This window comes from Xanthomonas protegens, from assembly GCF_038442435.1.
GTDB lineage: Bacteria > Pseudomonadota > Gammaproteobacteria > Xanthomonadales > Xanthomonadaceae > Xanthomonas_A > Xanthomonas_A sontii.
Genome location: NZ_JAQJCQ010000019.1, coordinates 69,448 through 87,254, shown reverse-complemented (window position 1 = coordinate 87,254; position 17,807 = coordinate 69,448). Strand labels below are relative to the sequence as shown.

Below are 17,807 nucleotides of genomic sequence, written 5' to 3'. Positions count from 1 at the left end.
CCATCACGGGGATCCGCGGAAGGGGCATCCTGCCCCTGCCGCGGACGGCGTACATCCATGTACGCCGCCCTTCGGGTGTTTCCCCGCGATGGCCGCCGCTTCGGAAGGGAACCCAGTAAGTCAAAAACAAGGGCAACAGCAACATCCAAAGCCAAGCGATCGCGACTGCTACAGCGACTCGTGGTGATCAGTGTCCGGGCACGATGTGGGAAGGACTCTCGTGCATTTTTGTGGGATCAGTCCCGACAGCCTCGGACCTTCTCGCCTCAGTCGCCCAGCCGCACCACCAGCTTGCCGAAGTTGCCGCCGCTCAGCATGTCGATGAAGGCCTGCGGCGCGTTCTCCAGGCCGTCCACCACGTGTTCGCGGTAGCGCACGCGGCCGTCGGCCAGCCAGGCGCCCATTTCGCGCAGGAATTCCGGATACAGCTTGACGAAGTCGCCGACGATGAAGCCGCGCAGGGTCAGGCGCTGGCGCAGCACCTGGCCCATCAGCGCCGGCAGCCGGTCCGGCCCCGGCGGCAAGGCGCCGTTGGCGTTGTAGGTGGCGATGGTGCCGCATACCGGCACGCGCGCGAAATCGTTGAGCAGCGGCAGCACCGCGTCGAACACGTGGCCGCCGACGTTCTCGAAGTACACGTCGATGCCGTCGGTCGCGGCGGCGCGCAACTGCTCGGCGAAGTCCTTGGCGCGGTGGTCCAGGGCCACGTCCACGCCCAGTTCCTCGCGCAGGTAGCGGCATTTCTCCTCACCGCCAGCGATGGCGATCACCTTCGCCCCGCGCAGTTTGGCGATCTGCGCCACCGTGGCGCCGACCGGGCCGGTGGCTGCGGCCACCGCCACGGTCTCGCCCGGCTGCGGCTTGCCGATCTCGTGCAGGCCGGCGTAGGCGGTGAAGCCGGGCATGCCGTACACGCCGAGCGCGGTGCTCGGCGGCAGCGGCGAGTTGGGATCGAGCTTGCGCCGCAGGCTGGCGCCGTCGACGACCAGATGGGTCTGCCAGCCGCCGTTCTGCACCAGCACCAGATCGCCCGGCGCATGGTCGGGGGAATTGGATTGCAGCACCTCGGCCACGGTGCTGCCGACCATGGTCTCGCCCAGTTGCACCGGCGGCGCGTAGGACGGCGCATCGCTCATGCGTCCGCGCATGTACGGGTCCAGCGACAGCCAGCGGTTGCGCAGCAGCACCTGGCCGGGGCCGGGTGGCGAAATCGGGGCCTGTTCGGTGCGGAAGTTGTCGGTGCTCGGCGCGCCCTGCGGGCGCGAAGCGAGCACGATGCGGGTGGTCTGGGTGGGGGTGGTCATGCAGTTTCCTCACTAGCGGTATTCAATTGCGCGATGTCCTCGGCCGACAGCTGCAGGCGCGCGGCGGCGAGCAAGTCCTGCAGTTGCTCCAGGCTGGTCGCGCTGGCGATCGGCGCGACGATGCCGGGCCGCGCCATCAACCAGGCCAGCGCCACCTGCGTGGGCGTGGCCGCATGCTTGCCGGCGATGTCGTCGAGCGCGGCGAGGATGCGCAGGCCGCGCGCGTTGAGATAGCGCGCGACCACGCTGGCGCCGCGCGCCTGGCTCTTGCCCGCGTCTTCGGCGCGACGGTACTTGCCGCTGAGGAAGCCGCTGGCCAGCGCGTAGTAGCACAGCACGCCCAGGCCCTGTTCGCGCACCAGCGGCTCCAGTTCGGCCTCGTAGCCGGCGCGGTCGTACAGGTTGTACTCCGGCTGCAGCGTTTCGTAGCGGGGCAGGCCGTATTGCGCGGAGACGTTCAGCGCCTCGCGCAGGCGCGCAGCGCTGTAGTTGGAGGCGCCGATGGCGCGCACCTTGCCCTGTTCGATCAGCCGCCCGAACGCCGCCAGCGTGGCTTCCAGCGGCACCGAATCGTCGTCTGCGTGCGCCTGGTACAGATCGATGACGTCGGTCTGCAGGCGCTGCAGCGAGTCCTCCGCGGCGGCGGCGATGGTGTCGGCCGACAGGCCCGGGCGTTCGGCCCACTTGCCGACCTTGGTCGCGATCAGCACCTTGTCGCGCTTGCCGCTGCGCTTGAGCCACTGTCCGATCAGCGTTTCCGATTCGCCGCCGTGGTTGCCCGGCACCCAGGCCGAGTAGACATCGGCGGTGTCGATGAGATTGCAGCCGGCCTCGACGAAGGCATCGAGCAGGGCGAAGGAGGTCTTGGCGTCGGCGCTCCAGCCGAACACGTTGCCGCCGAACGCCAGCGGTGCCGCATGCAGGCCGGAGCGGCCGAGTTCGCGCGTGTGCAGCATGGAAAACGCTCCACTGTGGGGAAAGGCGACAGGATAGTCGCCGGGGGTCGAAGGATCGGCCAATGCTCGCGAAAACAGCGTTCCGCCGGCGTGATTCGCGCTAACGGGAGCGCAACATTCGGGCTTGTCGGGCCGCATGCTAGGCTCGCCCCACCTCCTCTTGCGGATGCCTGCCATGACGCTTCGAACCTCGCTCGCCTGCGCCTGTACGCTGGCCGTCGCCACTGCCTTGCTCGCCCCCGCAGCGCAGGCGATCAAGCCTGCCGACACCGCGACGCTGCCGGCGCCGGACGCGTCGCTGCAGGCGGCGATCAACGGCAGCTGGCGCGACCGCGCCAACGTCGCCCGCGACGCTTACCGCCATCCCGGCCAGACCCTGGCGTTCTTCGGCATCAAGCCGACCCAGACGGTGATCGAGGTCACCCCGGGCGGCGGCTGGTATGCGGAGATCCTGGCGCCGTACCTGCGCGAGCGCGGCCAGTACATCGCTGCGGTGGTGGATCCGGCCCCCGTGCCGGAAGGGCGCGGCCGCGACTACCAGCAGAAGGCGCGCGCCGGCCTGGAGCAGAAGTTCGCCGCGGCGCCGGCGCAGTACGACCGCGCGCGCATCGTGGCGTATGCGCCGAACGCGCCGGTGTTCGGCCCGCCCGGCTCGGCCGACCTGGTGCTGACCTTCCGCAACGTGCACAACTGGCGCATGGCCGGGCAGGCCGAGGGCATGTTCAAGGGCTTCTACCAGGTGCTCAAGCCCGGCGGCGTGCTCGGCGTGGTCGAGCACCGCGCCAAGGCCGACGTGCCGGCCGACGACAAGAGCGGCTATGTCGGCCAGGCGCAGGTGATCGCCATGGCCGAGGCCGCCGGTTTCAAGCTGGCCGGCAAGAGCGAGCTCAACGCCAATCCGCGCGACACCAAGGATTATCCGGGTGGCGTATGGACGTTGCCGCCGAGCAACCAGCACGAGGCCGCCGACGACGCCAAGTACCAGGCGATCGGCGAGAGCGACCGGATGACCCTGAAATTCGTCAAGCGTTGAGCCGGCGCGCGGGCGGCACGCCGCGCGCGCATGGGACAATGCCTGCGCCGCGTCGTGCGGCGCAGGTTCGCTGCCGTTCCCGCCGATGCTGATCGCCTTCAACAAGCCCTTCAACGTGCTGTGCCAGTTCACCGATCGCAGCACGCCGCCGCGGCGCACCCTGGCCGAGTTCGGCCTGCCCGCCGACGTGTACGCGGCCGGGCGCCTGGACTACGACAGCGAAGGCCTACTGCTGCTGACCGACGATGGTGCGCTGGCGCACCGTCTTACCGATCCGCGGCACAAGCAGCCCAAGACTTACTGGGTGCAGGTGGAGGGTGCACCGCAACCGGAGCAGGTGCAGCGTCTGCGCGACGGTGTGCTGTTGAACGACGGCCCGACCGCACGGGCCGAGGTGACGTTGCTGGACGCGCCGCCATCGCTGTGGCCGCGCGATCCGCCGGTGCGCTTCCGCAAGAGCGTGCCCGATGCCTGGTTGCAGGTGGTGCTGCGCGAAGGCCGCAACCGCCAGGTGCGGCGGATGACTGCCGCGGTCGGCCTGCCGACGCTGCGCCTGGTGCGCGCGGCGATGGGCGCGCACCGCCTGGACGGGTTGGCGCCGGGGGCCTGGCGCGCGCTGTAGTGCGTGTTGTGCCGAGTGACGCGTAGGAGCGGCTTCAGCCGCGACCGAGGCGTTACCGATGCGCTCCGGTCGCGGCTGAAGCCGCTCCTACATGGGAGGCACCGCGGGTGGGGAAACCGCCGTTGCGACTCTCCAATCCCGATTCCCCAATCCCGGCTCACCGCGTCGCTGCTGAAGCCGCTCCTACGTTGGAAAAGCAGGGCCGCAGTAAATCCATAAAAAAAGCGACCGGGATGTTTCCCGGTCGCTGCGTTTCATGCTGCGGCTGCCGTCAGCGGCAGTGCGCGGACCTCACTCTTCGGTGGCGTCCTGCGCTGCGGCATTGCGGCGCGTGCCGCGGGTGCTGGCAGCGCTGCGGCGCGCACCGACGTTGCCGCGCTTGTTGGCGGCTTCGATACGCTGCGCATTGCCTTCGATCGGCGCACCCTTGTCACGCTGGCGCTTGCGGTAGATGGCGTAGCCGAGCAGACCCACACCCACCGCGGCGGCGGCGATCGCGATGGCCGGGTTGCGACGCACGGCGGTGCGCGCGACCTTGGAGCCGGTCTTCACCGCACCCATCGCGGCGCCCGCCTTCAGCGCGCCCATCGCCTTGCCCGACTGCAACCACTTGTTCGCCTGCGGGCCGAAGTGCTTGAGGCTGTCGCCGGCGTGGCTGGCGAGATCCAGGGCGCGATCGGTGATGATGGTCAGCTTGCTCATGGGCGTCCCCTACTGGCAGGAATGAAGGGTTGCAGTGTCGCCCGCCTACCGTATACGGGGCGTTAGCGCGGCGCCGTGGATTCGTCTGCCGGCTGAATGAATGGGGCGCGGTGGCGAGGCGTCTACCCTGAGGCTCCTGCATCGACGAGCAGGCTGACCGGGAAAAAAGTCAATTCCTTCCGTGAGGCGGCCGCCGCCGATAGCGCGATCTCCAGATCTTCCTGGAAATGCTCCAGTGCTTCGAGCACGCTGGAGGACTTCATCGCTTTCAGCGACGCCTGGAGTTGGATGCGTCCCAGCTCCACGAAGGCCTCCGTTCCGATGTCCAGGAGATGCGTGTGCCGAATCGTGTTCTGGTGTAGCCCGAATTCGCCGAGCGTCTCGTTGCCGGCGAATTGCCAGAGCCTCTCCACTCCCGGCTGATGCCGGGCCACGAAGGAACGATCCCCGGCACTGGCAACGAATCCACCCTGCAGCCTGGAATTTTTCAGATCGTCCAGATGGGGCAGGGAACCTTGGTAATCGAAGAAGACGATCGAGTAACGGGATATCTTGCTTCCGACGTACCCGACTCCCACGCAGAGAAAGGCGCCGAACAGTCCCCCGCCGAGCGCGAAGGCGTAGGCTTGGTCTTCCCGAAAGATGCCTTCAATTGGTTTCGGTTCGGCGACGGCGTGCGGCTTGCCGAGTTTCTTGAAAAGTGCCTGGAGCTGCGTCTTGCGCTTCTTCCCCTCACTGGCGCCGAAAAGACTTATCCAGTTCTTTTCGTTAAAAAGGCTCCAGACTTTCGCTTCCAGGTCCGCTACGTCGGACGCGGACAGCAGGCCCGACTCCCAATAGGCGAGCGCGGTGCTGGTGAGATAGATTTCGTTGTCGAGGTCGTCGAATGTCTTGCGAGGCAACAGCGGGATGGCCTTCCTGATGGCAGTGACTGGTTGCCCGGCGTGAACGGCCGCGAGCACGGCCGCATAGGCATCGTGCGCCAAGTCGCCATCGAGGATTTTCACGCCGTCCAGAGCCATGCGCACGTCGCCTTGTGTGATGTGCCGGCGTTGTCGTGAAACCGGCGATTTCCCGGACAGGAAGCACCAACACGATGCTGCCGGCGCCAACGGACTGGGCTGTCGCAGCGTGATGCCAGAACGCCGCGGCGCCTTGGACATCTCTGCCAGCGCAACATACGCAACGCGGGTGGAAGGCACAATGCGCCGCGCCGCGAGAGCGTGCGCCCGGGCCTCGATGCGCACTCAGGTGCCACGGGGCTTGGCGCGATGGCTGGCGGTGGCGGTCCAGGGATCGTCCGGCCACGGGTGGCGCGGATAGCGGCCTTTCATTTCCTTCTTCACTTCCGGATAGGTGTTGGACCAGAAGTTGCGCAGGTCCTGGGTGACCTGCAGCGGCCGCCCGCCGGGCGAGAGCAGGTGCAGCAGCAGCGGCACGCGGCCGTCGGCGATGCGCGGGGTGTCGGCCAGGCCGAACAGCTCCTGCAGCTTGACCGCCAGCACCGGCGGCTGCGGCTGGCCGGCGTGGTCCAGGCTGTAGTCGATGCGCCGTTCCATCCCCGACGGCACCGCGATGCGCACCGGCGCGTGGCGGTCGATGGCCTGGCGACGGTCCCACGGCAGCCGCGCCTTCAACGCCTCGCCCAGTTCGTCCTCGCTCAGCGCATCGAGCCGGGTCTTGCCGGCGAAGGCCGGGCGCAGCCAGTCGTCGAGGCTGGCCAGCAGCGCGGCATCGCCCAGGTCCGGCAGGTCCAGTTCCGGCATCCACTGGCGCAGTCCCGTCACCCGTGCGCGCCATTGCGACAGGTTCTCGCTCCAGGGCAGCGCCTGCAGTCCGAGTTCGCGCACCGCCTCGGTCAGCGCCGCGGCTGCCTGCGCCGGTTCGACCCGGCCGGCGGGGCGGCTGTCGAGCACGATGCGGTCGAAACGGGTCTCGCGCAGCGCCGTGAGCGCGCGCCGTTCCGGGTCCCAGCGCACCGTGTCCTCTTGCGCGAAGCGCTGCGGAAACTGCGCACGCAGGTAGCGCTCGTCCACCGGTGCGGCGCGCAGCAGCAACGCGTCCTTGGCCTCGTGGCGCAGTTCGGTGGCGACCAGCCAGGGCTCGCCGCGCAGGTCGCTGTGCTCGAACAGACGCACGCTGCGGCCGTTGGCCAACTGGTAGCGCAGCGGATCGCTGGGGTGGCGCGTGCCGATGCGATCGGGAAAGGCGTGCGCCAGCAGATCGCCGAGTTCGTGCGCCTCCACGCTGTCCGGCGCTGCGGCGTCGCTGCGCAGGCGCCGTCGCCACTGCTTTGCCGCCGCATCGATCGCCGCCAGCGCGCCGCGGTTGGCGTCGTGCGGCACGCGGCCGCGGCGGAACGCGGCCAGGGCGCGCCAGCGTGCGGCCAGCGCATCGCCGCCCTGGCGCAGCGGATCGCGTGCTTCGATCAGGGCGGCGAGGTCGCAGGCCAGCGCCTGCGCGCGCGCATCGCCGGCCGCCAGCAGCATCGCCGCCAGCCGCGGATGCGTGCCCAGCGCGAGCATGCGCCGACCGCTGGCGGTGATGGCGCCACCGTCGGCGAGCGCGCCGAGCCGCTGCAGCAGCTCGCGCGCGGCGGCGAGCGCGCCGGCCGGCGGCGGATCGACGAAGCGCAGGCCATCGCTGCCCCAGGCGGCCAGTTCCAGCGCCAGCCCGGCCAGTTCCACCTGCAGGATCTCGGCGCGGCGTTGCGCCTCCAGGCGTTGCGACTGCGGCCACAGGCGGTAGGCCCAGCCGCTGGCGACGCGACCGGCGCGTCCGGCGCGCTGATCGGCCGAGGCCTGGGCGATGGCGGTCACGTCCAGCCGCGAGAAGCCGCTGTTGGGGTCATAGTGCGGCTCGCGCGCCAGCCCGGCATCGATCACCACCCGCACCCCGGGCAGCGTCACCGAGGACTCGGCGACGTTGGTCGCCAGCACCACGCGCCGCCGCCCCTGCGGATCCGGCTGCAGCACCTTGCTCTGCTGTTCCACCGGCAACTCGCCATGCAGCGGCAGGACCTCCACTCCGCTCTCTTCTCCCCCCGGGAGAAGGTGGCGCGCAGCGCCGGATGAGGGTACGCCAGAGGCGGTGCCGGCTGGGGTAAGACCCTCAGCACCACCCGCCACCGCACCACCCCCAACACCCGCCGTTTCCAGCGCCGCCTGCACCCGCCCGATCTCGCGCTGTCCGGGCAGGAACACCAGCACATCGCCCGGATGCTGCTGCAGCGCATGTTCGACCGCGCGCCGGGTCTGCGCCTCCAGCGATTCCTCGCGCCGCGCGGGAAAGTGCGCAATCTCCACCGGGAAGCTGCGGCCGGCACTGGACAGCCGCGGCGCGTCGAGGAACTGCGCCAGGCGCTCGCCGTCCAGCGTGGCCGACATCACCACGATGCGCAGGTCTTCGCGCACCTGCGCCTGCACGTCCAGCGCCAGCGCCAGGCCCAGGTCCGCGGCCAGGTGGCGCTCGTGGAACTCGTCGAACAGCAGGGCGCCGACCCCGTCGAGCATCGGGTCGTCCTGCAGCATGCGGGTCAGGATGCCCTCGGTCACGACCTCGATGCGGGTGCGCGCGGACACCTTGTTCTCGAAACGGATGCGATAGCCCACGGTTTCGCCCGGCGCTTCGCCGCGCTGCAGGGCCATGAAGGTGGCGGCGCTGCGCGCGGCGACCCGGCGCGGCTCCAGCATCACGATGCGCCGGCCCTGCAGCCAGGGCGCGTCGAGCAGCGCCGGCGGCACCTGGGTGGTCTTGCCGGCGCCGGGCGGCGCTTCCAGCACCAGGCGCGGATGGGCGGCAAGGCTGGCGCGGATCTGCGGCAGCAGCGGATCGATCGGAAACACGGCGGACGTCATCGGCAAAGGATACGTGGCCGCCGCGCCGCCGTGGAGCGGCGGTGGGCGCATGGCCCGTACAATTGGCCGCTTTCCCGGCTGATTCCCGCGCAACCGCATGACCCTGATCGACATCGGCGCCAACCTCACCCACGAGTCCTTCGATCGCGACCGCGACGCGGTGCTGCAGCGCGCCCGCGACGCCGGCGTCGCGCAACTGGTGGTCACCGGCGCCAGCCGCGAGCACTCGCCGCTGGCGCTGCAGTTGGCGCAGCAGCATCCGGGCGTGCTGTACGCCACCGCCGGCGTGCATCCGCACCATGCGGCGGAGTACACCGCCGAATGCGACGCCGAACTGCGCGCGCTGCATGCGCATGCCGAAGTGGTGGCGGTGGGCGAGTGCGGTTTGGACTACTTCCGCGATTTCTCCCCGCGGCCGGCGCAGCACCGCGCCTTCGAGCGGCAGCTACAGCTGGCGGTGGACACCGGCAAGCCGCTGTTCCTGCACCAGCGCGACGCCCATGCCGACTTCATGGCGCTGATGCGCCAGTTCGACGGCAAGCTCGGCCCGGCGGTGGTGCATTGCTTCACCGGCAGCCGCGAGGAACTGTTCGACTACCTGGATCGCGACTGGTACATCGGCATCACCGGCTGGCTGTGCGACGAGCGCCGCGGCGCGCACCTGCGCGAGCTGGTGAAACACATTCCCGCCGAGCGGCTGATGATCGAGACCGACGCGCCCTACCTGCTGCCGCGCACGCTCAAGCCGACGCCGAAGGACCGCCGCAACGAACCGGCGTTCCTCGCACACATCGTCGAGGAACTGGCGCGCGACCGCGGCGAGGACGTGGCCACGGTCGCCGCGGCCAGCACTGCTGCCGCGCGGACATTCTTCCGTTTGCCGATGCCGGGCTGAGTACGTCGACGTGGCGGGTTTCGTGTTTGGGAATTCGTGATTGGGGATTGGGGATTCGTAAAAGCGCGCTTGGCTGTACGCGTCTTTTGTAGGAGCGGCTTCAGCCGCGACCTGTCACCCGGTCGCGGCCGATGGTCCGGTGCCCATGTCGATCCTCTAGGCGAACGTGCTGGCCGATGCGCCGCTGGAGAGCCTGGACGCAGTGGGCTGGCATTTTCTTGTGGGAGGGACTTCAGTCCCGACGCCTGACGGTGTCAGTCGGCGTTGGGCTTCCATTCTTCGCGGCTGAAGCCGCTCCCACGTGGGTAACGTGAGTCGACCTGCCCCGGTGGCGCCCACCCGCCTCAATCGACCTGCGCGTCCTCGCGCTTGGCTTCGGCCATGGCTTCCGGCTCCAGTTCCTCGGCGCTGCGGTTGAGCTTGACGAACACGCCCCAGGCGATCAGCAGCAGCGCCGCGCACAGGCCGACCGCCGAGGCGTAGGGCAGCTTGGACGGATCGTCGTGCATCAGTTCGAAGATCGACACCAGGGTCTCGATCGCCAGGGCGATGACGATGACCACGAAGAACCGCGACAGGTAGCGGCGCACCCGGGTTGGTCCGCTGACCTTGACGTCGCGCTGCACCTCTTCCTCGTAGATGGTCTGGCCCAGTTCCAGGGTCACCAGCGCCACGGTGAGCAGCCCGATCGCTTCCAGCACCACGTTAAAGCGATCGCGTACCACCAGTTCGCCGCCCGGCGTCAGGCCGTGCCACAGCTCAAGCACGGCCATGCAGATCAGCCCGGCCGCGCACAGCAGGAACAGCAGGATGATGAGGAAATGCCCGCCGCGGAACAGTTTTTCCATGTGCGTGTCCGCTCGCTGGCCCCCTGTGTGGTGGGCGAGCATAGGCGCCAGGCGCGTCAGCGGCGCGCGAAGATGCAGGGCCATCCTCGAGACGTCGCGGGTACGGCATTGCCCGGAGCACCGTGGCTGGCGTGCGCAGGGCAGGGGCGCATTGCGCGCGGCACCGGCGTCCCGCGGTAAACCTCAGCGCGCGGGCAGACCGGCTTGGTAGGCCTGCAGGTGGCAGTACGCCGCCATCAGCAGCGGCGCGTCCTGCCCGGCGGTACGGGCGCGGACCAGCATGTCGCCGACGATCTGCTGCGCTTCCACCTGTTGTCCGGCTTCCAGGTCGCGCAGCATCGAGGCCTTCATCGGCGAGCCTGGCTGGGTCAGCAGTTGCAGCGCGCTGGCCTGCGCCGCCTCGGGCACCGGTTCGCCGGCGGCCGCGGCCACCGCCGTGCATTCGGCATACAGGCCGCGCACCAGCGTCACCCCATCGTCGCTGGCGACGATACGCCCGATCGGCGCACGCATCAGGCAGGTGGCCGCGGCCAGCGCGGTGAGGAAGGTGTACTTGATCCATTGCTCCTGCGCGATCCGCGGCGCAGCCAGATGATCCACGTTGGCCTGCGCGCACGCCGCGGCCAGGGCGCGCACGCGCGCGCTGTCGGCGCCGCGGCCGTCGCGCTCGCCGAAGGTCAGCGAGGCCGGCTTGGCCAGGTGCTGGATCGCGCCGTCCGCGTCGAGCACCGCGCTGATGAAGCACAGCCCGCCGATCACCCGCTCCGCACCGAAGCGCGCATCCAGCGCCCGGTAGTGGCGCAGGCCGTTGAGGATCGGCAACACGCTGGTGCCGTCGTGCACCGCCGGCGCCACCGCGTCCAGTGAACTTTCCAGGTCGTAGGCCTTGCAACTGAGCAGCACCAGATCGAACGGCCGCGCCTGTGCCGCGCCGGGCAGCGTCTCGGCGGTGAGCGTGCTCACCGCGATCGCCGCATCGCCGCGCGGACTGCGGATGCGCAGGCCGTCGCGCTGCAGGCGTGCGGCCCGCGGCGGCCGCACCAGGAAGCTGACATCGACGCCGGCCTGGGCCAGGCGTCCGCCGAAGTAACCGCCGGTCGCGCCGGCACCGAGAATCAGGATACGCATGAGACGTGGATCGCCATGGGGTGGAAGGCGTCCGACTGCGGGAACGCATGCCGGCAAGCGGGCGCGCGTGCGGTCCTGTCGACGATGCGGCGCAATCGGCCATGCCGTTGCGCCGCACCGCGACCCGCACACATCAGGGTGACCGCATGCAGCGGTACCCGGTGCGGCTCAACTCTTCTTTACCAGCTCGACGCGGCGGTTCTGCGACTTGCCTTGCTCGGTCGCATTGTCCGCCACCGGGTCGGCGTCGCCGAAGCCGGCTGCGGTCAGACGTGATGCCTCAATGCCCTGCGCGACCAGCGCGGCGACCACTGCCTTGGCGCGTCCCTCCGACAGGGTCTTGTTGTGCGCCGCATCGCCGGTGCCGTCGGTGTAGCCGTTGACGGCCAGCTTCAACGCGGCGTCCTGCTTGAGCAATTGCACCACCTGCGCGATCTGCGGCTGCGAATCGGGCAGGATGTCGGTCTTGTCGGTGGCGAAGTTGACGTGCAGCGCGACCTTGCCGGTCTTGTCGATCTGCGTCTTCAGTTCGCTGGCCGGCAGCAGGCTGGCGGTGACCTGCAGCGGCTTGGTCTCGGCGATCAGCAGGCCGCCGCCGAACTGGTAGCTGCACAGGTGGATCCAGATGTCGCGGTCAGCGCGATGCACGACGAAGACCTGCGCCGGGTTGTTCCAGATATCGCCAAGGCCACTGTTGTACTTGCTTGCGATATTGCGTGGCCACTCTTTGATTCTCTGCGTGGCCGCTTCAGGGAGCTTGCCGTCGAAGATCTTCTTGCCGCCGAGTGCGGTGACAACGGATTCGATATTGCGTTCCAGTTCCAGATCGGAGAAGGTCTTGCCCTGTGCCGCGTCGATGTGCGCCGACCAGACCTTGCCCTCGACCGGTTGCAGGCGATCGCCGGTCCAGAACGGCACCTGATCGAAGTCTGCCACGTCCGGCGTGCTGCCGGTGACATAGCCGGCGGGCAGCGCGATGTAGGGGAAATCTCCCAGTGGGACGTCGGACACCGGCAGGCTGGCCGGATCGAATGCCGTACTGGCAGAGGACTGGGCCGCGGGAGTTTCCTGCGCGCCGCTGGCGGTCGCCGCGGGGGCCGTCGCCTGATCGTCGGGATGTGCGGCTTGCTCGTGCTTCTTGCAGGCGCTCAGACTTGCGATGACGGCCAGGGCCAACGTCGCCGCTACTGCTCTTTTCACGGAGATACTCCTTGTCGGGGGACGAACCAAGCTAGTGTAACGTCGCGATCGGCCGATCTTGCTGCAGAACCATGAACCCGCGCCGATCAACAATGGCGACACACGTTTGGATCGCGACAGAGGCGCGATCAGTGCGCCAGGTCGGGTGGCTGGAACAGCGCATCCGGCTGCGAACCGTAGTCGACGCGTTGGATGTCCCATTGCTGTTGCTGTTCCAGCCCGGTCTTGCCGCGATAGGCGAGCACCAGGCCGGTTTCGCGATCCAGCCACATCGTGCCTTGCCGGGTCCTGCCGGGCCCATCCGGGTTGGCCAGGCGATACCGCCATTGCACCGCGTCGCGGCCCGCGCGCAGGCCGCTGTCGCCACGCTGGCAATCGGCGAACATGCCCAGACCCGCGCAGGGGCGCTCTGGATCGAAGCGTAGCGGCCAGCGCATCCCGGGAACGGGCATCGCGCCGCCCTGCTGGCCGACGATCCAACCGGTGGGTGCATCTTTCGCCAGGATCAGCGCATATGACCGACCGCTGGCATCCTGGAACTGGATCCGCAACGCGTCGTCGCGAAAGAACACCATCGCCGGCTGCGCCGCGCCGCGCGGTTGGATCCGGCTCAGGCCGCCGAGCTCGTTGGTCGTCACCTGGGCGACGCCAGAGAATGCAGCGTCTTCGGCGTGTACCTCGCCAAAAGCGGCCTGGCACAGTACCGCAGCGCAAGCCAGCAGTGCGCACCGACGCATCACTTGTCCAGGTTGCCCTGCGTGTAGATGGGCGACTGCATGCGTACGATGGCGTAGCTCTCGATGGGCAGGCGATTGGTGAATGGCTGCAGCGGAGAGGATTCGAACGTGCCGGCCTTCAGGTACTGCGACTTCCCGCCAAGTACCCAGCCGACGAAGGGAACGACCAAGGGTGCGTCGTAGACCACCTTGATCTTGAGGATGTTCGCGTCCTGCACATTGACACCACTGCTGCCGACCGCGTCGCTGCGGTAGGCGAGCGTGTCGTTGGGCAATGCGTACTGGCCGTTGTACTGGCGCTCGCGGAAGTTGCTCCATGCGGCGCGCGTGGGATTGATGACGGTGATGCGGCCGTGCAGGGTGAGGTCGGCGAAGGCCTTGGCGTACGCCATCTCGAGCGCGGCCTGGCCGGTGTCGTGGGCATACAGCGGCATCATGCCCTTGGCGAAACCCTTGCGCATCTCCATGCGATCCACCCCGCTGACCGCGCCCGCGCGCGCCGCCATCAGCGCGGCGTAATCGAGCGTGGACTTCATGCGGTACAGCAGCACCGCCTGGATGACGGCGAGCAACAGGAACAGCAGCACCGGCGTGATGATCACCAGTTCCACCATGGATTGGCCGCGCATCGACGAGCGGCTGCGCAGGGCGCGGACGCGTGCTTTCATGACATGGCTCCGGTAGAGGAAGGCGCCGGCGCGGTGGCGCGCCAGTGCCAGCGTTCGCCGCATTGCGGCTGTAGACGGTCCAGCGCACCGCCATGGAACTCGATGGTCGTCGCGGCTCGCCTGCACATCGCGGTGCGATACGGCCTGACGTTCTCGCGCCACTCCAGCACGACATCGTCGTGGCCCAGGAACACCAGATCCAACGGATAGCCCATGCCGATGGTATGCACGCTGGCGCACGGACGGATCAGCAAGGCCTCCGATCCATCGGTGGCCAGCGCCGGGCGCGCCAGCAGCCCGCGCGCGCGCGACCACCAGGTATCCGCCGCCCACACCTGCGGGATCGGGATGCCGGCGCTGCGCTCGATGCATCCACGCTTCACAGGATGCCCTCCTGCAGCATCTTCAAGTAGATGAAGTAGCCCAGGAACAGGAAGATGAGTGGGAAGAAGAACATCACCAGCGGCAGCATCATCTTCACCGGTGCTTCCAGCGCCAGCTTCTCGGCGCGCAGGAAACGTTCCTCGCGGCGCTGGTTGGCCTGTGCGCGCAAGGTGTCGCTGAGGTTGGCGCCGACCTTGTCGGCCTGGATCAGTGCGCTGGTGAAGCTGGTGATCTGCGCGATGTCCATGCGCTCGGCCATGCGCCGCAGCGCCTCGGCACGGGGCAGGCCGGCGCGCAGGTCGCGCAGCATGCGCGAGAACTCCTGCGACAGCGCACCGGCCGGTCCCTTGGCCACCGCCTGCTCGATGCCGCCGGTGACGTTCAGGCCGGCCTCGACCGACATGGTGATGAAATCCAGGTAGATCGGCAGGTCGCGCACCACGGTCTTCTGCCGCGCCTTGCGGCGCTCGCCCAGCCACAGTGCCGGATACAGCCAGCCGAGCACGCCGCCGAACAGCAGGCACATCAGGCCCGAGCCGATCCCGAGATGGCCAAGCATGCCGGTGCACAGCAGGAAGAAGGCGATCACCACCAGCGCGCTGGCCATGCGCAGGCCATAGAACTCTTCCGGCGTCAGCGTGTAGTCCTGGCCGGCCGCCTGCAGCTGGCGGTGGGTCTGTTCCAGTTGCGCCACACTCAGGCGCGGGGCGATGCGCCGGGTCAGCACCGTCACCAGCGGCCACATCAATTGCATCAGTCGCGGCAGCGGGTCGTAGTAGGTACGGTCTTCCAGCTCGACTTCGCGGATCACCCCGCGCGTGCCGATGACCACCAGCGCGACGGCGCCGGCGGCAAGAAGCGCGACGAGGGCGAGCATCCAGGTCATACGTCGATCGTCATGATCTTCTTGCAGAGGCGGTAGCCCAGATACTCCATGACCAGGCAGATGGTGATCACCAACCAGCCATGCCAGCTATGGAACATTGGCTGCATCGTTTCGCTGTACATCAGGCTGAGATAGCCGATCAGGAACACCGGCAGCATCGCCATGACGATGCCCTGCAGGCGGCCCTGCGCGGTCAGCGCTTTCACCTTCTTCTCCATGGTCAGTCGCCGGCGCAGCGTCTCGGCCAGGGTCGCCAAGGTCTCCGCCAGATTGCCGCCGACCTCGCGCGAAATGTTGACCGCCGAGACGAACAATTCGGCATCGGTGATGGGGACGCGCTTGCTGAAGTTCTCCATCGCCTCTTCGGCGCGAAGGCCCATGTGTTGCTCACGCAGCACCAGCGCAAGTTCCTGCGCCAGCGGCGGCTGCCCATCATGGACTAATACCTCCATCGCCGGTGCAAAGCCGACGCCGGCACGCAGGCTGCTGGACAGCATCTGCAGTGCGTCGGGAAGTTGTTCCTGGATCTGCTCCAGCCGGCGCTTGCGCAGGAAGGCGTAGATCTTGCGCGGCGCAAAGAGCAGGAAGATGCCGACCAACACCGCAATGATCAGGCTGCCGGTCAGCATCCAGATGATCAGTGGAATGACCACCATCACCACGGCGCTGATCATGTAGACCTGGGCCGGATCCAGGAACAGGAACATGTCCGCCAGGTTCATGCGGGCCTGATCCATGAAGCTTTCGCGGTAGCGCTTCAGGAACTGCTCGCTGGAGCGCGCGATCAGCAGGAAGGCCGTCACGGTCCCGGCGAACACCAGCAAGGCGATCAGCCACAGTGCCATCAGCGTGCGCTTCCCTGGTTGCGGAAGATGCCCAGATCCACCGACACGCCGCGTTCGGCGAGTTCCTCGTAGAACTCGGGCACGGCGCCAGTCGCGACGAAGTTGCCGGCGACCTTGCCGTCAGGGCCATGGTAGGTGGTGGGCTTGAACAGGAACAGGTCCTGCATCTGGATGGTGCCGCTTTCGATGCCGGTGATTTCGGTGATGTGGCTGACCTTGCGCGAACCGCAGGGATAGCGGCGCTGGTGCACGATCAGGTTGACCGCCGACGCGATCTGCTCGCGCACCACTACCATCGGCAGCTCCATGCCGGCCATCATCACCATCACCTCCAGGCGCGACAGCGTCTCGCGCGGATTGTTGGCGTGCGCGGTGGTCAGCGAGCCTTCGTGGCCGGTGTTCATCGCCTGCAGCATGTCCAGACACTCACCGCCGCGGCACTCGCCGACCACGATGCGGTCCGGGCGCATGCGCAGCGCATTCTTGACCAGATCGCGGATGGTGATCTGGCCCTTGCCCTCCATGTTGGGCGGGCGGGCTTCCAGCGCCACCAGGTTGGGCTGCACCAGTTTGAGTTCGGCCGCATCCTCGATGGTGACCACGCGGTCACCGTCCGGGATGAAGTTGGACAGTATGTTCAGCAGGGTGGTCTTGCCCGAGCCGGTGCCGCCGGACACCACGATGTTGCGGCGCTCGCGCACCGCCATGATCAGAAACTCCAGCATCGCCTCGTTCAGCGAACCGAACTTCAACAGGTCCTCGCCCATCAGCCGGCGTGTGGCGAACTTGCGGATGCTGATGCTCGGTCCGCGTAGGGCCACCGGCGGGATCACCGCGTTGACGCGCGAGCCGTCCTTGAGGCGCGCGTCGACCAGCGGCGAACTTTCGTCGATACGCCGCCCCAGGGGCGTAACGATGCGTTCGATCGCGGCCAGGCAGGCACGTTCGTTGGAGAACACAACCTCGGACTTCTGGATGCGCCCGGCACGCTCGATGAAGATGTCATCGTGCGAATTGACCATGATCTCGGTGACGGTCGGATCGTCGATCAGGTCTTCCAGCGGCCCCAGCCCGATCGCCTCGTCCAGCACCTGCTTGGCCAGCCGGCGTGGGCTGATGTCCGCCGGCAGATCGCTGAACTCGCGCTTGAGGATGTCGTCGATCAGGTTGATGGTGCTGTCGCGCAACGCGCTGTCGTCCATGCTGCGCACGTCCATGCGTCGCAGGTCCATCTGCCGTACCAGCGCCATGTGCAACTTGGTGCGCCAGGTGGCGATATCCGACGGCGGCGGCCCGGCCACCACCATGTCGGTCGCGGCGGGCGCGGCAGGCTGGCGGTCGGTCGCGGCTTCGGTGGCTGCCGCGGGTGCGTCCGCGGGCCTGACCGCTACGCCGTCGTTGGCGGCGGGCGTTTGCCGGGCGATGCGTGCATCGTCGCCGCTGACCTTCAGCATGTACTGGCCGATGCGGATCTCGTCCTTGCCGTCGATCGGCCCCTGCTTGGCCAGCACCACCTTGCCGTTGAGCGTGATCGGCTCGCGCCCGCCCAGCGGAAGGATGAAGACACCGTCATCCTCGCGCAGCAGGGTGGCGTGCTTGCCGGCGATGTTCCAGCCCTGCAGCATCACCAGATTGGCATCGGCGCGGCCGATGCCGCACTCGCGGTGCATGCATTTGACCTGACGCGTGTCGCCTCCTGGCGTATTGATCAGCACTGTGAACATGGCGATGAACCTTGCGCT

17 protein-coding genes are annotated in these 17,807 nt (G+C 68.2%); 3 read left to right on the top strand and 14 right to left on the bottom strand.

The genetic code is table 11. From position 1 onward, the window contains the following. Window positions 1-266: 266 nt before the first annotated feature. Both PIQ37_RS18600 and PIQ37_RS18595 read right to left on the bottom strand, forming a co-directional pair. Complete coding sequence (locus PIQ37_RS18600; protein WP_342074592.1) at window positions 267-1,304, bottom strand: NADP-dependent oxidoreductase; 1,038 nt, start codon at window positions 1,302-1,304, stop codon at window positions 267-269. Then, complete coding sequence (locus PIQ37_RS18595) at window positions 1,301-2,260, bottom strand: aldo/keto reductase (RefSeq protein WP_342074591.1); 960 nt, start codon at window positions 2,258-2,260, stop codon at window positions 1,301-1,303. The genes PIQ37_RS18600 and PIQ37_RS18595 overlap by 4 nt, the downstream gene beginning before the upstream one ends. A 175-nt stretch (window positions 2,261-2,435) precedes the next feature. On the opposite strand from PIQ37_RS18595, the gene PIQ37_RS18590 reads away from it, so the two are divergent. Then, window positions 2,436-3,293: a class I SAM-dependent methyltransferase gene (locus PIQ37_RS18590; protein WP_342074590.1), complete on the top strand. Its 858-nt coding sequence runs from the start codon at window positions 2,436-2,438 to the stop codon at window positions 3,291-3,293. Window positions 3,294-3,378: 85 nt separating this feature from the next. Further along, on the top strand, window positions 3,379-3,915 hold the full coding sequence (locus PIQ37_RS18585) for a pseudouridine synthase (protein WP_017908156.1): 537 nt from the start codon (window positions 3,379-3,381) through the stop codon (window positions 3,913-3,915). A gap of 291 nt (window positions 3,916-4,206) precedes the next feature. On the opposite strand, the gene PIQ37_RS18580 is transcribed toward PIQ37_RS18585, so the two are convergent. The 3 genes from PIQ37_RS18580 to hrpB form a co-directional block, all read right to left on the bottom strand. Then, window positions 4,207-4,617, bottom strand: coding sequence for a hypothetical protein (locus tag PIQ37_RS18580; protein ID WP_017908157.1), 411 nt, complete (start codon window positions 4,615-4,617; stop codon window positions 4,207-4,209). 122 nt (window positions 4,618-4,739) lie between these two features. Then, entirely contained in the window at window positions 4,740-5,639 is a 900-nt protein-coding gene (locus PIQ37_RS18575) for a hypothetical protein (protein WP_342074589.1), read from the bottom strand. A gap of 225 nt (window positions 5,640-5,864) precedes the next feature. Continuing rightward, on the bottom strand, window positions 5,865-8,474 hold the full coding sequence (hrpB, locus tag PIQ37_RS18570) for an ATP-dependent helicase HrpB (RefSeq protein WP_342074588.1): 2,610 nt from the start codon (window positions 8,472-8,474) through the stop codon (window positions 5,865-5,867). A 97-nt stretch (window positions 8,475-8,571) separates the two neighbouring features. Here hrpB and PIQ37_RS18565 point away from each other — a divergent pair, with 97 nt between their 5' ends. Beyond that, window positions 8,572-9,369, top strand: a complete 798-nt coding sequence (locus PIQ37_RS18565) for a TatD family hydrolase (RefSeq protein WP_342074587.1) — start codon at window positions 8,572-8,574, stop codon at window positions 9,367-9,369. A gap of 344 nt (window positions 9,370-9,713) precedes the next feature. Here PIQ37_RS18565 and PIQ37_RS18560 read toward each other — a convergent pair whose 3' ends face one another. From PIQ37_RS18560 to PIQ37_RS18520, 9 genes are all read right to left on the bottom strand, one after another. Continuing rightward, window positions 9,714-10,217: a hypothetical protein gene (locus tag PIQ37_RS18560; protein WP_017914907.1), complete on the bottom strand. Its 504-nt coding sequence runs from the start codon at window positions 10,215-10,217 to the stop codon at window positions 9,714-9,716. 183 nt (window positions 10,218-10,400) lie between these two features. Further along, on the bottom strand, window positions 10,401-11,345 hold the full coding sequence (gene panE / locus PIQ37_RS18555) for a 2-dehydropantoate 2-reductase (protein WP_342074586.1): 945 nt from the start codon (window positions 11,343-11,345) through the stop codon (window positions 10,401-10,403). Between the two features lie 168 nt (window positions 11,346-11,513). After that, a complete protein-coding gene (locus PIQ37_RS18550) occupies window positions 11,514-12,647 on the bottom strand; it encodes an OmpA family protein (protein ID WP_342074585.1) in 1,134 nt (377 codons plus the stop codon). 26 nt (window positions 12,648-12,673) lie between these two features. Next, window positions 12,674-13,183 carry a hypothetical protein gene (locus PIQ37_RS18545; RefSeq protein ID WP_342074584.1) on the bottom strand — a complete coding sequence of 170 codons (510 nt, stop codon included), beginning with the start codon at window positions 13,181-13,183 and terminating at the stop codon, window positions 12,674-12,676. Between the two features lie 98 nt (window positions 13,184-13,281). After that, window positions 13,282-13,950, bottom strand: coding sequence for a TadE family protein (locus PIQ37_RS18540; RefSeq protein WP_295843392.1), 669 nt, complete (start codon window positions 13,948-13,950; stop codon window positions 13,282-13,284). Beyond that, the gene (locus tag PIQ37_RS18535) at window positions 13,947-14,333 is read right to left on the bottom strand and encodes a DUF192 domain-containing protein (RefSeq protein ID WP_342074583.1); all 387 of its coding nucleotides are present in this window, start codon (window positions 14,331-14,333) and stop codon (window positions 13,947-13,949) included. The genes PIQ37_RS18540 and PIQ37_RS18535 overlap by 4 nt, the downstream gene beginning before the upstream one ends. Beyond that, on the bottom strand, window positions 14,330-15,220 hold the full coding sequence (locus PIQ37_RS18530; RefSeq protein WP_342074582.1) for a type II secretion system F family protein: 891 nt from the start codon (window positions 15,218-15,220) through the stop codon (window positions 14,330-14,332). The genes PIQ37_RS18535 and PIQ37_RS18530 overlap by 4 nt, the downstream gene beginning before the upstream one ends. After that, window positions 15,217-16,065 carry a type II secretion system F family protein gene (locus PIQ37_RS18525; protein WP_152182375.1) on the bottom strand — a complete coding sequence of 283 codons (849 nt, stop codon included), beginning with the start codon at window positions 16,063-16,065 and terminating at the stop codon, window positions 15,217-15,219. The genes PIQ37_RS18530 and PIQ37_RS18525 overlap by 4 nt, the downstream gene beginning before the upstream one ends. Beyond that, window positions 16,065-17,789, bottom strand: a complete 1,725-nt coding sequence (locus PIQ37_RS18520) for an ATPase, T2SS/T4P/T4SS family (RefSeq protein WP_342074581.1) — start codon at window positions 17,787-17,789, stop codon at window positions 16,065-16,067. Before PIQ37_RS18520 ends, PIQ37_RS18525 begins: the two co-directional genes overlap by 1 nt. Between the last annotated feature and the right edge of the window lie 18 nt (window positions 17,790-17,807).

Excerpts from the sequence above, each read along its gene's own strand:
- PIQ37_RS18600 (WP_342074592.1), bottom strand. The coding sequence starts at position 1,304 with ATGACCACCCCCACCCAGACCACCCGCATCGTGCTCGCTTCGCGCCCG.
- PIQ37_RS18595 (WP_342074591.1), bottom strand. The coding sequence starts at position 2,260 with ATGCTGCACACGCGCGAACTCGGCCGCTCCGGCCTGCATGCGGCACCG.
- PIQ37_RS18590 (WP_342074590.1), top strand. The coding sequence starts at position 2,436 with ATGACGCTTCGAACCTCGCTCGCCTGCGCCTGTACGCTGGCCGTCGCC.
- PIQ37_RS18585 (WP_017908156.1), top strand. The coding sequence starts at position 3,379 with ATGCTGATCGCCTTCAACAAGCCCTTCAACGTGCTGTGCCAGTTCACC.
- PIQ37_RS18580 (WP_017908157.1), bottom strand. The coding sequence starts at position 4,617 with ATGAGCAAGCTGACCATCATCACCGATCGCGCCCTGGATCTCGCCAGC.
- PIQ37_RS18575 (WP_342074589.1), bottom strand. The coding sequence starts at position 5,639 with ATGGCTCTGGACGGCGTGAAAATCCTCGATGGCGACTTGGCGCACGAT.
- hrpB (WP_342074588.1), bottom strand. The coding sequence starts at position 8,474 with ATGACGTCCGCCGTGTTTCCGATCGATCCGCTGCTGCCGCAGATCCGC.
- PIQ37_RS18565 (WP_342074587.1), top strand. The coding sequence starts at position 8,572 with ATGACCCTGATCGACATCGGCGCCAACCTCACCCACGAGTCCTTCGAT.
- PIQ37_RS18560 (WP_017914907.1), bottom strand. The coding sequence starts at position 10,217 with ATGGAAAAACTGTTCCGCGGCGGGCATTTCCTCATCATCCTGCTGTTC.
- panE (WP_342074586.1), bottom strand. The coding sequence starts at position 11,345 with ATGCGTATCCTGATTCTCGGTGCCGGCGCGACCGGCGGTTACTTCGGC.
- PIQ37_RS18540 (WP_295843392.1), bottom strand. The coding sequence starts at position 13,950 with ATGAAAGCACGCGTCCGCGCCCTGCGCAGCCGCTCGTCGATGCGCGGC.
- PIQ37_RS18530 (WP_342074582.1), bottom strand. The coding sequence starts at position 15,220 with ATGACCTGGATGCTCGCCCTCGTCGCGCTTCTTGCCGCCGGCGCCGTC.
- PIQ37_RS18525 (WP_152182375.1), bottom strand. The coding sequence starts at position 16,065 with ATGGCACTGTGGCTGATCGCCTTGCTGGTGTTCGCCGGGACCGTGACG.
- PIQ37_RS18520 (WP_342074581.1), bottom strand. The coding sequence starts at position 17,789 with ATGTTCACAGTGCTGATCAATACGCCAGGAGGCGACACGCGTCAGGTC.